The following is a 14,943-nucleotide window of genomic DNA, read 5'->3' as shown; positions in this document are numbered from 1 at the left end:
GCCAGCCTGCGATAAGACGGGCAAAAAGGCGATTGTTCGGCGCTTCGCCGTCGCTCGCGGCCGAGACTCCACCTCCGCGGGGAGGCCGGGCGCAGGGGCGTGATACGGCAGTGTTTGCCCCGCGGTCAGCCGCGGATTTTCCGCATCCGTTCGGCCGGCGTGATGATGTCCGTCAGGCGGATGCCGAACTTGTCATTGACGACGACGACTTCGCCTTGCGCGATCAGCGTGCCGTTGACCAGCACGTCCATCGGTTCCCCGGCGAGGCCGTCGAGCTCGACGACCGAGCCGTGCGCGAGCTGCAGCAGGTTGCGGATCGAGATCTTCGTGCGCCCGAGTTCGACGGTCAGCTGGACCGGAATGTCGAGGATCATGTCGAAATCGTTGAGCGCGCCGGAGCGCGGGCCGGGGGCGCCGAAGTCGGGGAACAGGTGGCTCGCCGGCTTCGCCTGGTAAGGCGATTCAGCCGCCGCGGCGAGGTCGGCGGCCACGCGGCGCGCTTCGGCGTCCGCGCCGTTTTCGGTCGCGGACTGTTCCATCATCGCCGCGGCCCAGTCGTCCTCGGTGATCTGGCCATCGTTGTCGTGCTCAGCCATGGTGGCCTCCGGGTGGTGAGTTGTCGGCATTGTCGCTGGCGAGGAAGCGTTCGACTTTCACGGCGTACTTCGCGCCCTGCCGGCCGTAGCCCAGTTCGAGGATCGGCGTGCCGTCGACTTCGCCGTGGACGTGCTCCGGGACGTCGATCGGGATCACGTCGCCGACGCGCATGTTGACGATGTCGCGCAGCGAGATTCGCGCGCTGCCGAGGTTGCAGACGAGCTCGACGTCGGCGGCCTGCAGCTGCCGCGTCAGCAGCTTGATCCAGCGGTTGTCCTGCGTCAGGTGGTCGCTCTGCATCGTCGAGTACAGCAGGTCGCGGATCGGCTCGACCATCGAGTATGGGAAGCACACGTGCATGTCGGCCTGCGAGCCGCCGAATTCGAGCGAGAAGCTCGCCGAGATGACGATCTCGGACGGCGTCGCGATGTTCGCGAACTGCGAGTTCATCTCCGAGCGGACGTATTCCATCTCGATCTTGAACACCGGCGCCCAGGCGCGCGAATATTCGGCGAACACGACGCCGAGCATGCCCTGGATGATGCGCTGCTCGGTCGGCGTGAAATCCCGCCCTTCGACGCGCGAATGGAAGCGGCCGTCGCCGCCGAACATGTTGTCGACGACGAGGAACACCAGGTTGGGGTCGAACACGACCAGCCCGGTGCCGCGCAGCGGTTTCGCCAGCACCAGGTTGAGGTTCGTCGGCACGACGAGGTTGCGGACGAATTCACCGTATTTCTGCACCTTCACCGGCCCGACCGAGACTTCGGCGTTGCGGTGCATGTAGTTGAACAACCCGATGCGAAGATAACGGGCGAAGCGCTCGTGGATCAGCTCCATCGTCGGCATGCGCCCGCGGACGATACGTTCCTGCGTCGCGAGGTTGTACGGCCGCACGCCTCCGGGCTCGACGGCATCCTCTTCGAGTTCCTCCGGTTCCCCGGCAACGCCTTTCAGCAGGGCGTCGACTTCCTCCTGTGACAGAAAATCGGAAGACATGGCTGCCGTTTCCCTACTGGATGATGAACGAGTCGAAAAGCACTGCCTGGATCGGGCCGGCCGGTCCGTTGGCGCGACTGCTTTTGGACGGGGCGCCGAGCATGCTGTTGGTGCGTTCGACGATCTCGTCGGCGAGCGCTGCGCGATCTTCGGGAGTCGACAGTTCGGACGGCAGCTTGCCGGCGAGCAGCAGGTTGATCTCGTGGCGGATCGAAGGCATGAAGCCTTTCAGGTTTTCGCCGGTTTCCGCGTCGGCGGTCCGCAACGCCAGCACGACCTGCAGGTAGCGCTCGCCCTCGGCGGGGGAAAGGTTGACGGTGAACGGTTCGAGCGGGACGAAAGTCGGCGGCTTGCTGAGGTCGACAACCGGGGCGGCGACATGCTCTTCGGGATGTTCGTCAGCCGCGGCGTTGTTTTTCTTCAGCATCAGCAGGCCGACGATCCCTGCAGCGAGCAGGAGCAGGATCACCGCCAGCGCAGCGACAATGAGCACGAGCTTCTTCGGCCGTCTGCGCACGCGTGCAGGTTCCGCTGCTGCATCTGCCGGGGCGGCAGGGGGAGCCTTGGCCATCAATCATTTCTCCAGTGTCGACAATCGAGAGTATGGGCGCGGCGCACGTCGCGCGAACGGCCGAAAAGTGGGGTGGAGCGGCCGCAATTCAGGCGCTTCATGCAAAGGTATCGACCCTTCCCGTGCCGGCGCGCGACCAGGCGATCGATATCGGCACCGCCGGCGCACCGGTCGCTGCTGCGTCGGACGCGACGCCGGCTGCCTGGCCGCGTGCGTTGCGTCCGGGGCCGTTTTCCTGTCCGGCTTGCTGCCCGTCCGACGTGCCGACGCTGGTCTCGCCGAGACTGATGCCGGCCTGCTGCATCATCTCGCGCAGGCGCGGCAGCGCCTGTTCGAGGGCGTCGCGTGCCGCGGACGTCGCGGCGACGAAATGGGCGACGGTCTGGTCGCCGCTGACGTGGATGGAGACTTCGAGCTTGCCCATCTGCGGCGGCGTGAGGACGAGCTCGGCTTTCGACTCGTTGCGTCCGACGAGCCACACCACGCGATTTCCGACCTCCTCGGCCCACGCGCGCTGCGGGCCGGCGGGCGTGTGCACCGGCAGCTGCGTCACGGGTTCGCTGCGCACGGCCACGTTGAAGCCCGCACCGGACAAACCGGTGGCGGTGCCACTCGCGGCGGGCGCGTCGCCCGACGCACCGGAAATCGCTCCGGCAGGGTCGGAAAGCTGCGCTTCGACGCGCGCAGGCAGTACCCCGGCCAAACCGGGAGCCGCATCCTGTTGCGCGGATCGGGCGGCAACATTGACGAGCTTGCTGCCGCCGGCGTCCGCCTCGTTCGTCGCAGCGGTGACTTCGGCAATCAGTTTTTCGAGCAGCGGCACTGCGGAGGCGCGTTCGGTGCCGTCCTGCAGCACGGGCGCCGACACGGCCTGGTCGCCGGCCACGGCGCCCCCCTCGGCGATCACGGCGGCAGGAGCGGGTACGAGGCCGGCAAAGCTTGCCGCGAGCGCGCCATCGGGCGGCGGCGCTGCGCTTTCGCCTGCGACTACGTTTTCGGAAGCAGGGGCGAGCGACGAGGCGGGCTGTCGGACCTCCGCAGCGCTCGACCGATCCTCGCTGCCCGTTTCGATGTCGTCGCCGCAAGTGGCACGGGCGGCTTCAGCGTTCGCGTCGCGGTGCCGAACCTCCTGCGCCCGGTCAGCGGCGGCCGCATTCTCCGCCCGGCGAAGGTCCTGGCTCCGATCCTGGCCAGCGGGTGACGGTGCTTCCGGGCGCCCAGACGAACGGGCGGTGACCGGCCGTGTGCGGGCAGGCCCGCGCTCGGCTGCACTCATCCGCCGTTCGAGCGCCTCCGAAAAGCTGTTGTCGATCGCCCTCTCGGAGGCGCCCGCAGCGGACGAGGCCCGGCCGGACCTTGCCACGACAGTCGGTGCGTGGGTGAGGAGCAGCTTGTTCAACAGCGGATCCGGCATGTCGGGTTCTCTTACGCGGCGAATGAAGTGTCGAGCATCGGGGGTGGCGCACGGAACGATTGGTCGCGACTAGCAAGCCTTGTGCCACTCGCGGCTCACATGCCGGCGACCTCGTCCGGGCCGCGGGCGCGAAAACGTTTCGCCGCGTGCTCGTCGGACTGGCGCTGATCCTGCCGCGCGGCTTTGCGGGCTTCATCGGTTTCGTGGCGCTCCTGCAGCGTGCCGAAAGCCTTGACCTTGTTCCGCTGCGCCATCCACGCGTGCTGGCCGGCGGCGGTGTGGCGGCGCGCGTTGGCGACGTTCGCCGCCTGCAGCGCGATCGCTTCGTCGATGCGGCCGATGAACGCGCTGTAGTTGCGCCACGCGTCGGGGGTGATACCGTTGCGCGCGGTTTCCTGGAAGCGCGCTTCATACTCGGCGCGATAATTCTGCAGCAGCTCGAGCTTGCGGCTGCCTTCCTGCTCGGTGGCGACGAGCTCGCCGAGCCGGCGCGCGGCGTCGTCCATGCGGTTTTGCGTCAGGTCCAGCAGCGGTTGCAGCGGAAAAGGTCGGCTCATCGGATCGGATCGGTATGCGGCGCGGGTCAGGCGCCGTGAAAGGTGTCGGCATGCCCGGGCGGGGGGAGACGGGGCGTCATTCTATGGCCCGGCGGCGCGCGCATCCGTGCCACTTGTCACCCGCCGGAGAACAAAGTGCGCAGATTCGCGGTCGCCTGCGGCCAGGTTTCCTGCTCGTCGATGCGCTGCTGCAGGAAGCTTTCAAGTTTCGGGTAGAGCGCCACGGCGCGGTCGAGCAGCGGGTCCGAGCCGGCCTGGTAGGCGCCGACCGCGATCAGGTCGCGCGCGCGCTGGTAGCGCGAGAACAGCTGCTTGAAGCGCCGTACCAAGTCGAAATGCTCGGCCGTGACGAGCCCGTGCATCGCGCGCGAGATCGACTGTTCGATGTCGATCGCCGGGTAGTGGCCCTGGTCGGCGAGCGTGCGCGACAGCACGAAGTGGCCGTCGAGGATCGCGCGTGCCGAGTCGGCGATCGGATCCTGCTGGTCGTCGCCTTCGGCGAGCACGGTGTAGAACGCCGTGATCGAGCCGCTGCCTTCGAGCCCGTTGCCGGCGCGCTCGACGAGCGCCGGCAGGCGCGCGAAGACGCTCGGCGGGTAACCGCGCGTCACCGGCGGTTCGCCGATCGCGAGCGCGATCTCGCGCTGCGCCATCGCATAGCGCGTCAGCGAATCCATCACCAGCAGCACCTGCTTGCCCTGGTCGCGGAAATATTCGGCGATCGTCGTCGCGTACGCCGCGCCCTGCAGCCGCATCAGCGGGCTGGTGTCGGCGGGGGCCGCGACGACGACGGAGCGCGCGCGGCCTTCGGCGCCGAGGTTGTGCTCGATGAATTCCTTGACTTCGCGGCCCCGCTCGCCGATCAGCCCGACGACGATGACGTCGGCCGACGTGAAGCGCGCCATCATGCCGATCAGCACGGATTTGCCGACGCCGGAACCGGCGAAAAGCCCGAGGCGCTGGCCGCGGCCGACCGTCAGCAGCGCGTTGATCGCGCGGATGCCGACGTCGAGCGGCGTGTCGATCGGCGCGCGTGTCAGCGGGTTGAACGGGCGGCTCTGCAGCGAGCGGGCCTCCGTCGTGCCGAGCGGGCCGAGGCCGTCGAGCGGGCGCCCGGCGCCATCGAGCACGCGGCCGAGCAGCTTGTCGCCGACCGGCAGGTGCTTCGCGCGGTCGGACGTGCGCCGGCGCGGCGGCGAGGTCGTGCCGAGCGCCGGGCGCGGCGGGGGGACTTCGAGCGGCAGCACCGGCGCGCCGGGCGCGAGCCCGAACACGTCGTCAGTCGGCATCAGGTACAGGCGGTCGCCGCTGAAGCCGACCACTTCCGCTTCGACCGTGCCGCCGCCGCTCGCGATGATGCGGCAGTCGGCGCCAAGCGGCAGCTTGAGGCCGGACGCTTCCATGACAAGCCCGTTGATGCGGGTCAGGCGGCCGGACACTTCGAACGGCGCTGCCGACGCCGCGAGATCGCGGTGCTCGGCCAGGTAAGCACTCCACGCGTCGGCGTGGCGCATTACCCGGGTTCCTGCCACGTGGTGTCCGCGCGGCCGAGGGTTTCGAGGACGCGCCGCCAGCGGGTTTCGAGCGTCGCGTCGAGCTGGCTGGCAGCGGTCTGCACGACGCAGCCGCCGCGGCTGATCGCGTCGTCGTCGATCAGCGTCGGGTGGCCGTGGCCGGACTGCTCGGCGAGGTGGGCGCGCACCAGCGCGACATCGTCAGGATGCAGATGGATGCGGGCCTGCCCCTGCGGCAACTGGTTCAACGCCAAGCGCACCGTCTCGATGACGGTTTCCGGCTGCTCCGCGAGGGTATTGCGGACGAGGCGTCGTGCGACTTCGATCGCCAGCCCGACGAGCTCCTCGGCGACGTCGCGGTCGAGACGGGCGAGCGCGTCGTCGAGGGCGTCGGCGAGCACCGCGATCCGCAGCGCTTCCTGGCGCGCCTGTTCGGCGCCTTCGCGGTAACCGGCCTCGTGCCCGTCGCGGCGCGCGTCCTCGAACATCGACTCGATGTCCGCCGCGGTCGGCAGGCGCACCGGCGGTTCGGGGTCCGGCGGCACATCGGGGGGCGGCGCGGGTTCAGGTTGCGGCGGCGCAGGCGGTGGGGCGGGCTCGGGAGCGTGCGCCGAATCGGCTTGGGCGGGTGCCGGCTCGGCGCCGAACGCGGTCGGCTCCCAGCGACGGTACGCTCCGACCGCCTGGTGGCGCGAAAGGCTCATCGGCGGCTCCGGCGCTGCCGGGCGCAGGTGTTGCACCGCTCGCCCGAACTACGCGAGCTACACGAACGCATCGTCGCCCCCTTTGCCGCCGAGCACGATCTGGCCTTCCTCGGCGAGGCGACGGACGACCTTGAGGATCTCTTTCTGCTCGGCCTCGACTTCGGACAGGCGCACCGGACCTTTCGACTCGAGGTCTTCGCGCAGCATTTCGGCCGCGCGCTGCGACATGTTCCGGAAGATTTTCTCGCGCAGCTCGGGCGCCGCGCCTTTCAACGCGGTGATCAGCGAGTCCGACTGCACTTCGCGCAGCAGCGCCTGCACGCCGCGGTCGTCGATGTCCATGATGTTCTCGAACACGAACATCTCGTCGAGGATCTTCTGCGCGAGGTCCGGATCGTATTCGCGCACGTTGTCGAGCACCGCGGTTTCCGCGCCGACACCGACGAAGTTCAGGATCTCGGCGGCATGGCGCACGCCGCCCATCGACGCCTTCTTGACTGCCGAAGCGCCTGACAGCATGCGGCCGAGCGCTTCGTTGAGCTCCTTCAGCGCCGTCGGCTGGACGCCGTCGAGGGTTGCGATGCGCAGGATCACGTCATTGCGCAGGCGGTCGGGAAACTGCTTCAGGATCTCGCCCGCCTGGTCGAATTCGAGGTGCACGAGGATCGTCGCGATGATCTGCGGATGCTCGTTCTTGATCAGGTCGGCGGCCGTGAGTGGGTCCATCCATTTGAGACTCTCGATGCCGGCGGTGTCCGACCCCTGCAGCACGCGGGCGATGATGTGGCCGGCACGTTCGTCGCCGAGCGCCTTGGTCAGCATCGCGCGGATCTGCTCCTCGTCGGCTTCGACTGGCGCGCCCTTGAGGCGGTGTTCGTCGAGTTGGTCGAGCACCGCTTCGACGCGCGTGCGCTGCTGCGAGGGCAGGCTCGCCATCGCGGTGCCGAGCTTCTGCACTTCCTTCGGGCCGAGCAGCTTGAGCACTTCGGCGGCGTGGTCCGCTCCCAGCGCGAGCAGCAGCGTCGCACTTTTTGCGAGTCCTTCGTCAGGAGTGTTCATTTCTTGCTCTCATCGTTCGCACCCATCCATTCCTTGATCAGGTTCGCAACCACTTTCGGATCGGACTGGGCGAGCTCCTTCGCGCGGATGAGTTTCTCGTCGAAACTCGCGAGCCGCGGACCTGCGGAGAGGCTCAGCAGCGCGTGCTCGTCGTCTTCTTCGTCGACGATCGCCTCGATCTCTCTCGGAGGAGGTGCGACGCTGCGCAGCAGCGGCCGGATCACGCCGAAGTACACGAATCCGACCGCGGCGAGGAGCGCCGCGTATTTCAGCAGCTCCTTGCCGAGGTCGATCATCGCGGGATCCTTCCACATCGGCAGTGCCGCTTCGGCTTCTTCCGGCGGCGCGGCGAACGGCGCGTTCGACACGTTCAGGCTGTCGCCGCGCGCCTGACTGTAGCCCATCGCTTCGCGCACGAGGTTCGTCAGACGCGCGATCTCGTCGTCCGTCAGCGCCACGGTGCGCGTTTGGCCGTTCGGCAACGTCTCGCCGCGATGATTGACGACGACCGCGACCGACAGCCGCCGGACCTGGCCGAGCGCCTGGCGCGTGTGCTGGATCGTGCGGTCGAGCTCGTAGTTCAGCGTCGAGGAACGGTTGCTGTTGAGCGGCGCTCCGGCGGCGTTTGCGGCGCCGGGCAACGCGGGATTCGTGATCGGGGCGGTCGCCGGGGCGGGCGGCTGGTTCGTCAGCGCGCCCGGCACGCCTTGCGCCCCCGGCTGGCGCGTTTCCTGTTCGCTGCTTTGCTGGCTGCGGATCGCCTGTTCGGCCGAGGGGTTCGGCTTGTACGTCTCCGCGGTCTGTTCGACCTGATTGAAATCGACGTCGGCCGTGACCTGCGCCTTGAAATTCGCGGCGCCGACGATCGGCGTCAGGATCGCCTCGATGCGGCGGATGTAGCTCGCCTCGACTTCGCGCACGTAGCTCAACTGCGTCGCGTCGAGCCCGGCGTCGCGCAGCGGGTCGGCGCGCGTCGTCAGCAGCGTGCCGCTCTGGTCGATGACGCTGACGCGCTCGTTCGAGAGCTGCGGCACGCTCGATGCGATCAGGTGCACGACGCCGGCGATCTGTGCCGTGTCCATCGTGCGTCCCGGGTGCAGGTTCACCATCACCGAAGCAGTCGGTTTCTGCTCGTCGCGCAGGAACCCGGACTGTTTCGGAATCGCCAGGTGCACGCGCGCGGACGCGACCGACGCGATCGCCTGGATCGTGCGGGCCAGCTCGCCTTCGAGGGCGCGCTGGAAATTCACCTGTTCGTGGAACTGCGACACGCCGAGCTTCTGGTTTTCCATCAGCTCGAAACCGACCAGGCCGCCTTTGGGCAAGCCCTGCGCCGCGAGCCGCAGGCGTACGTCATGGACCATCTGCGACGGGATCAGGATCGCGCCGCCGCCCGGAGAAAACCGGTACGGCACGTTCTGCTGCTGCAGCGCGGCGACGATCGCGCCGCCGTCGCGTTCCTCGAGGTTCGAGAACAGCACCGCGTACTCGGGGGCGCGGCTCCACAGCCACACGCCGACGACGACCGCGATCGCAAACGCGACGGCCGCCGCTGCCGCGAGCTTCTGGCGCTGACCGAGTTCGTTGAAGCGCTGCAACACCTGCTGCGGTGCCGGCAGCGTTTCCCGCGCGACGGCGGTGACGCCGGTAGACATGGTCGAGTCCTTCAATCGTCCGACTTTTTCGGGTGACGCATTGTCCGCTCGCGGGCGCAACTTCCCCGGCGGGATAAGCGGCAGTTTTTGCCACCTATTTGCCGGTTGCCGGGTGCCGCCGCGCCGTTAATCTGCCCGTCGTGAAAACCGATCCCGCCACGATGCCCGCCGAATCCTGCGTGCCCGCGTCGCCGAGCGCCGCCCAGCGCCTCGACGCAGCGCAGCTCGCCGAAGCGTTCGCGCTGTTTTCGCGTGCTTCCGAAGAGCTGTCGACGGCCTACAACGCATTGCAGGGGCAAGTGTCGCAGCTCACCGAGCGGCTCGACGTGCTGCTCGGCGCGCTGCCGGCCGGCGTCGTGATGCTCGACCGAACCGGGCGCATCGTGCAGTTCAACCGCGCCGCCGAAAACCTCCTCGGGGGCGGGCTCGCCGGCGAGCGGTGGGACGCGGTCGCCTGCCGCTTCGGCGACACCGGCACGCCGGGCGAACGGACGGTCGGCAGCGAGCCGGGCGCGCGCCGCGTGTCGCTGTCCGACACCGCGCTCGAATCCGGCGAAGGCCGCATCGTGCTGCTCCACGACGTCACCGACACGCACCGCATGCGCCTGCAGGCCGAGCGCAGCGAGCGGCTCGCGGCGATGGGCGAGATGGTCGCCGGGCTCGCGCACCAGTTGCGCACGCCGCTCGCCGCCGCGCTGCTCTACACCGGCAACCTGCGCCAGCCCGAGCTGGCGCCCGCCGACCGCGCGAAAGTCGCCGAGCGGGCGATCGAGCGACTGCGCCACCTCGAGCGGCTCATCGGCGACATGCTGCTGTTCGCGCGCGGCGACAGCCTCGGCCGCGAACGTTTCGGCGTCTGCGAGCTGGTCGGCGAAGTCGCGCATACGCTGGAGCCGCTCGCGCGGGCGCGGCAGCTGTCGTTCACGTCGCGCTGCGACTGCGGCGAGCTGACGCTGCTCGGCGATCGCAAGGCGCTCGGCGGGGCGCTGACGAACCTCATCGAGAACGCGATCCACGCGACCGGCGCCGGAGGTGCAGTGTCGCTTTGCGCAGTGCGCGACGGCGAATCCGTGAAGTTGTGCGTCGCCGACAGCGGGCGCGGCATCGAACCCGCGCGCCACGGCCGCGTGTTCGAGCCGTTCTTCACGACGCGCGCCGAAGGCACCGGACTGGGGTTGGCGATCGCGCGCGGCGTCGCGCGGGGCCACGGTGGCGACATCGCGTTCGAATCGACGCCGGGCAAGGGCTCGCTGTTCACGCTCAGCCTGCCGCTGCTGCGCGCGGACGACAGCAGCGCGCCGGCCTTGCAGGCAGCCGTGAAGGAAACGTCATGACCGAGCAGCTCCACATCCTCGTCGTCGAGGACGATGCCGCGCTGCGCGATGCCGTGTGTCTCACGCTCGAAATCGGCGGCCACCGCGTCACCGGCGTCGACGGCGGCGCCGGCGCGCTGCACGAGATTGGCCGGCAGGTGTTCCACCTCGTCGTCAGCGACCTGCGCATGCAGCCGATGGACGGCCTGCAGCTGCTCGCCGAACTGCGCGCCCGCCTGCCGCAGCTGCCGGTGCTGCTGATGACCGCGTACGGCGACGTCGACAAGGCGGTCGCCGCGATGCGCGGCGGCGCGTGCGATTTCCTGATGAAGCCGTTCGAGCCGGACGTGCTGCTGGCGCACGTGCGCCGCTACGCCGCGACGCCGCCGTCGGCCGACGACACGATCGCGGAGGACTGGCGCACCCGCAACCTGCTCGCGCTCGCCGCGCGCGTCGCCGACACCGACGCGACGGTGCTGCTGACCGGCGAATCCGGCACCGGCAAGGAGGTGTTCGCGCGCTACATCCACGCCCGTTCGGCGCGCCGCGACGGTCCGTTCGTCGCGATCAACTGCGCGGCGATTCCCGAGAACCTGCTCGAAGCGACGCTGTTCGGCTACGAAAAAGGCGCTTTCACCGGCGCACAGGCGGCGCAGCCGGGCAAGTTCGAGCAGGCGCAGGACGGCACGATCCTGCTCGACGAAATCTCCGAGATGCCGCTCGCGCTGCAGGCGAAGCTGCTGCGGGTGCTGCAGGAGCGCGAAGTCGAGCGCGTCGGCGGCAGGAAACCCGTCGGGCTCGACATCCGCGTGCTGGCGACGAGCAACCGCGACATCGCGGCGGAAGTCGCGGCGGGGCGCTTCAGGGAAGACCTGTATTACCGCCTCAACGTGTTCCCGCTCGCGATCCCCGGCCTGCGCGAACGGCCCGCCGACATCGTGCCGCTGGCCCGGCACTTCCTCGCGCGCCACGCCGCGCGGCTCGGGCGCAGCGCGCATCTGCTCGCCAACGCCGAATCCCTGCTCGCGCGCCACGCGTGGCCGGGCAACGTGCGAGAACTGGAAAATACGATGCAGCGTGCGCTGATCCTCGCCAGTCGCGACACGATCGGCGCCGACGTCGTGCATCTTTGCCTGCCGCACTGGACGGCCGCACGCAGCGCCGGGGAAAGCGGGCCGGACAGCGCGTCCTGCGTGTCCGCCTTCCTGCCGGCAGGGCTTTCCCCCGTCATCGGCAGCCTTGCGAGCACCGCTGCGCGAGTCCCGCTCGATCCGCCGCGGCCCGCAAACATGAAGGACCTCGAACGCGAGCACATCCTCGCGACGCTGCGCGAGCATGGCGGCTCGCGCAAGCGGGCGGTCGAGAAGCTTGGCATCTCGGAGCGGACCCTGCGCTACAAGCTGCAGCAATACCGCGACGGCGGGCACGAAGTGTGATGCGAGCCGGATTCTGTTTTATGGCATGACGATTGCTCTGCTAGACTGCGAGCAACAATCACTCGCTCTCCGGAATCGGGATCATGGATACGCGCGGAATTGAACAGATGATCGGCGAGCTGCGCTCCACGGCGCAGACCGCGGCCGGCAAACCCGCTGCACAAGGCGCGCAGGCGCCCGGCGGCGTCGACTTCGCCGAAGTGCTGCAAGGCGCGCTGAAGGACGTCAGTGCCGCGCAGCACGAAGCGCGCGGCATGGCGCAGGAATTTTCCACCGGTGACCCGAACGTTAATCTGCAGGACGTGATGGTGAACCTGCAGAAAGCGAGCCTGTCGTTCCAGCAGATGGTGCAGGTGCGCAACCGGCTTGTCACCGCGTATCAGGACATCATGAACATGCCGGTGTGATGGTGTTCGACGTAGCCGCTGGACGTCCAACGCCCGGCAGCAGCTAACTGAAAATGAACGTGTTTTGCGTCAGATTTCGGTGAGGGCGGATCGCAGGCCCAAGTGCTCGACGAACGGCTCGAAGTCCCTGTCGCTGTACAGCAAGTTCATGAGCTCGTCGTCAATCACAATGTTGGTGCGCATGATGTGTATCCTTTGAATTTATATACACATCGTAGTCTTTGGCGCGCCTTCTGTCATTCACATGGCGGTTCGAGCCTGTTCGCCGCTATCCAAAAAAATCCCTAAGGAAGCGCTGATTTATTCCGTTCGCCCTGAGCCCTTCGACTTCGCTCAGGACAGGCTTGTCGAAGGGCATTCCCTGCAACAACAGGGGCTTCGACAGGCTCAGCCCGAACGGTTTTGATTTAATCAGCGCTTCCCTAAGCGCCTTTGATCACTCCGCGTCCTGCGCGTGCCGCTCGCGCTCCAGCTTGAAGAGGTAGCGCTGCAGGCGCGCCATGACGCTGTTCGACAGGCCGACGAACTGACAGCCGGCGCGGCGCGCTCGGGTGCCGTTCGGCTGCTTGATGTCGAAGAGATTGCGCACCGTGAGCCGCACCGGCAGGGGTTCGCCTTCCGGCAGGACCAACGCGCAGTGGTCGAAATCCATGCCGGGTTCGAAATGCAGCGCTTGCGGAGGCACGAGGACCGCGAGCCCGCCGCCGCTGATGTCGAGTATCCGCACCGACACCACATGCGAGCGTCCGTCCGGCTGGACTTGCGTGATCGTGCATACCGGCGGCGCCGATCGCGGCGCGGCGAGGCGGAAAAACTCGCGGCGCTGCAGGCGAAGGAGGCTCGTCGGCAGGTTCGCGCGCAGCGCACCCCGGCCGTCGTGGCGGACCGCTTCGATCGCGGAGAGCGAAAACTGCACGCGGACGTTGTCGAGCCGGGTCATGCAGACGAGCTCCGCGCCGGCGGCGAGACGCTGGTTGATCGCGGCTTCGGGCGCCGCATCGAGGACGACGGCCGCGCTGCCCCCGTCCGATGCGAGCATCACCGTGATGAACGACGTCCGCTCGTCGAGATGGCCGGTGATCAGCGCGTGCTTTTCGGTCAGCGCCCCGAGCAGCTGGACGATTTCGCGCGGGTCGCGCACGGCGAAGCGCGAGAAGGCTTCGGGGTCCAGCGGGCGGGGGCGGGTCGCGCTTTCGGTCGGGTCGCTCATGCAGAATAAGTCGAATCGAAAGCGGTTCTTATAGCACGGCCGGGGGTCGCGCGGCTTCCCCCGGATATGCCGAGATGGTCGCGCGCTGCTCGATCCCGTACAGCCACGCCAGCAACTCGGCGATCGCGACGTAGAGTTCGGGCGGGATGCGCGCGTCGAGGTCGACCTGCATCAGCAGGCCGACGAGCTCGGGCGATTCGTGCACGATCACGCCCGCTTCGCGCGCCCGTTCGATGATCTCGCGCGCTATCAGGCCGCGCCCTTTCGCGACGACGCGCGGCGCGGCGTCACCGGCGCCGTAGGTCAGCGCGACCGCTTCCTGATGTGACGGGTGCGGTGACAAACACGTCGGCGGGTTTGTGGGCAGATCAGGCGGGGCGTGCGGCGAATCTTCAATCGTCATCGCGACGCTCCGCGGCAAAGCCGGTGAGCGGCAGGTTCGCCGCGGCCAGTGCGTCGTCGAGCCGGGCGCGCGCAGCGTCGAGCGCCGCGACCGTTGCGGGGTCGTCGGCGAGCAAGCGCAACGCGACCCCGGCCGGCGACACGACGAGATGCGCTTCAAGCCCGCCGAGCCGCGGCAGCGTCAGGCGCAGCGTCGTGTTCCAGTTTTCCGCCACGTCGCCGCCGTCGCTGTCGCCGCGGCGGTCGCGCTGCGGGTCGTCGATTTCCCATTCGACGTTCTGGCCCGGCCACACCTGGCCGTGCCAGACGTAGTGCTGTGTCGCCAGCGCGTCGAGCTGCTGGTGCACGACCGGCATCAGCCGCTCGGGGATCGCGGCGGCGCGAGCCGGGTTCGGATTCGGCGGGGCCGTCGCGTCGGAGAGCTTCGGCTGTTCCGCGCTCTTGGTGGCGGCACCGGTGGCACCGGTGGCACCAGCGGTAATTTCCGGCGCGTATCGGCCCTGCGGCTCGTGCCGCAGCGCCGCGGTGTCGATCCTGCCGCCGAGCCACTGCTGCTGGTGCGATTCGTAGAACAGGCCGCTTTGCGTCAAGGCCTGGCGCAGCGCGGGAGCGAGCGGAGCGGCGCCGTTCGCCGGCGGCGCATCGAGCAGCGGCTTGCCGCCGGCGAGCGTGGCCGGCGCGGACGCCGGCTGCCCGGTCAGCAGGAAGCCGATCAGCCGCCCGGTCGCGCTGAGCGTCGGGCGGGTTGCCGCGTCCGCGCCGGTTTGGGCGGACGCGGCGTGCACAAGCTGCGCGAACAGCGCTTTCGCGGTGTGTTGCGTCGCGACCAGTTCGAGCGTGTCGCCCGCTTTCGCCGCGTGGTTCAGCGCCAGCGTGTAGTGCTTGCCGGCGACGATCGCCTGGAACGTCCCGTCCGGCAGCGCGCGTTGCAAGGTCGCGGTGAATCGCTGGCCCGGCGCGAGTTCCGGCAGCCGCGCCTGGATTTCGCGCACTCGCGCCGGCCCGCTGACCGGCGGCTCGCTGTCGAAAAAACTCGCTTCGGTGAGCATGCGCAGCCGGGCGGCGAGATCGGACGGAATCATCGTGGTCGATCCTGGAGCGAGAG

Annotated in this window: 15 protein-coding genes; 3 read left to right on the top strand and 12 right to left on the bottom strand. The window is 68.7% G+C overall.

Translation table 11 applies throughout. From position 1 onward, the window contains the following. Positions 1-125: 125 nt before the first annotated feature. The 9 genes from fliN to fliF form a co-directional block, all read right to left on the bottom strand. Complete coding sequence (gene fliN, locus PA01_17820; protein KON80249.1) at positions 126-596, bottom strand: flagellar motor switch protein FliN; 471 nt, start codon at positions 594-596, stop codon at positions 126-128. Continuing rightward, complete coding sequence (gene fliM, locus PA01_17815; protein ID KON80248.1) at positions 589-1,596, bottom strand: flagellar motor switch protein FliM; 1,008 nt, start codon at positions 1,594-1,596, stop codon at positions 589-591. Before fliM ends, fliN begins: the two co-directional genes overlap by 8 nt. A 13-nt stretch (positions 1,597-1,609) precedes the next feature. After that, the gene (locus PA01_17810; protein KON80247.1) at positions 1,610-2,167 is read right to left on the bottom strand and encodes a flagellar basal body-associated FliL family protein; all 558 of its coding nucleotides are present in this window, start codon (positions 2,165-2,167) and stop codon (positions 1,610-1,612) included. Positions 2,168-2,264: 97 nt separating this feature from the next. Beyond that, complete coding sequence (locus tag PA01_17805) at positions 2,265-3,053, bottom strand: flagellar hook-length control protein FliK (GenBank protein ID KAI5912370.1); 789 nt, start codon at positions 3,051-3,053, stop codon at positions 2,265-2,267. A gap of 623 nt (positions 3,054-3,676) precedes the next feature. Beyond that, positions 3,677-4,138: a flagellar export protein FliJ gene (gene fliJ, locus PA01_17800; protein KON80246.1), complete on the bottom strand. Its 462-nt coding sequence runs from the start codon at positions 4,136-4,138 to the stop codon at positions 3,677-3,679. A gap of 116 nt (positions 4,139-4,254) precedes the next feature. Next, positions 4,255-5,652, bottom strand: a complete 1,398-nt coding sequence (gene fliI / locus PA01_17795; protein KON80245.1) for a flagellar protein export ATPase FliI — start codon at positions 5,650-5,652, stop codon at positions 4,255-4,257. Further along, complete coding sequence (locus tag PA01_17790) at positions 5,652-6,356, bottom strand: FliH/SctL family protein (protein ID KON80244.1); 705 nt, start codon at positions 6,354-6,356, stop codon at positions 5,652-5,654. Before PA01_17790 ends, fliI begins: the two co-directional genes overlap by 1 nt. Positions 6,357-6,413: 57 nt before the next feature. Beyond that, positions 6,414-7,415 (bottom strand): flagellar motor switch protein FliG, encoded by a 1,002-nt coding sequence (gene fliG / locus PA01_17785; protein KON80243.1) that lies wholly within the window; start codon positions 7,413-7,415, stop codon positions 6,414-6,416. After that, the gene (fliF, locus tag PA01_17780) at positions 7,412-9,070 is read right to left on the bottom strand and encodes a flagellar M-ring protein FliF (protein KON80242.1); all 1,659 of its coding nucleotides are present in this window, start codon (positions 9,068-9,070) and stop codon (positions 7,412-7,414) included. The genes fliG and fliF overlap by 4 nt, the downstream gene beginning before the upstream one ends. A gap of 161 nt (positions 9,071-9,231) precedes the next feature. Between fliF and PA01_17775 the strand changes: the two genes are divergently transcribed. The 3 genes from PA01_17775 (at position 9,232) to fliE (ending at position 12,226) form a co-directional block, all read left to right on the top strand. Further along, positions 9,232-10,404 carry a HAMP domain-containing histidine kinase gene (locus PA01_17775; protein ID KON80241.1) on the top strand — a complete coding sequence of 391 codons (1,173 nt, stop codon included), beginning with the start codon at positions 9,232-9,234 and terminating at the stop codon, positions 10,402-10,404. After that, on the top strand, positions 10,401-11,819 hold the full coding sequence (locus PA01_17770) for a sigma-54 dependent transcriptional regulator (protein ID KON80240.1): 1,419 nt from the start codon (positions 10,401-10,403) through the stop codon (positions 11,817-11,819). The genes PA01_17775 and PA01_17770 overlap by 4 nt, the downstream gene beginning before the upstream one ends. 83 nt (positions 11,820-11,902) lie before the next feature. Next, positions 11,903-12,226: a flagellar hook-basal body complex protein FliE gene (gene fliE / locus PA01_17765; GenBank protein KON80239.1), complete on the top strand. Its 324-nt coding sequence runs from the start codon at positions 11,903-11,905 to the stop codon at positions 12,224-12,226. A 436-nt stretch (positions 12,227-12,662) separates the two neighbouring features. Here fliE and PA01_17760 read toward each other — a convergent pair whose 3' ends face one another. The 3 genes from PA01_17760 to PA01_17750 are packed head-to-tail and all read right to left on the bottom strand — an operon-like array spanning position 12,663 to position 14,920. Beyond that, positions 12,663-13,436, bottom strand: coding sequence for a flagellar brake protein (locus PA01_17760; GenBank protein KON80238.1), 774 nt, complete (start codon positions 13,434-13,436; stop codon positions 12,663-12,665). A gap of 28 nt (positions 13,437-13,464) precedes the next feature. Next, a complete protein-coding gene (locus PA01_17755; GenBank protein KON80427.2) occupies positions 13,465-13,839 on the bottom strand; it encodes an EscU/YscU/HrcU family type III secretion system export apparatus switch protein in 375 nt (124 codons plus the stop codon). Beyond that, the gene (locus tag PA01_17750; GenBank protein KON80237.1) at positions 13,829-14,920 is read right to left on the bottom strand and encodes a flagellar hook-length control protein FliK; all 1,092 of its coding nucleotides are present in this window, start codon (positions 14,918-14,920) and stop codon (positions 13,829-13,831) included. The genes PA01_17755 and PA01_17750 overlap by 11 nt, the downstream gene beginning before the upstream one ends. Positions 14,921-14,943: the final 23 nt, after the last annotated feature.

The organism is Azoarcus sp. PA01, assembly GCA_001274695.2.
Lineage (GTDB): Bacteria > Pseudomonadota > Gammaproteobacteria > Burkholderiales > Rhodocyclaceae > Aromatoleum.
The sequence above is the reverse complement of the archived record's forward strand: the minus strand, read 5'-3'. Positions and strand labels throughout refer to the sequence as shown.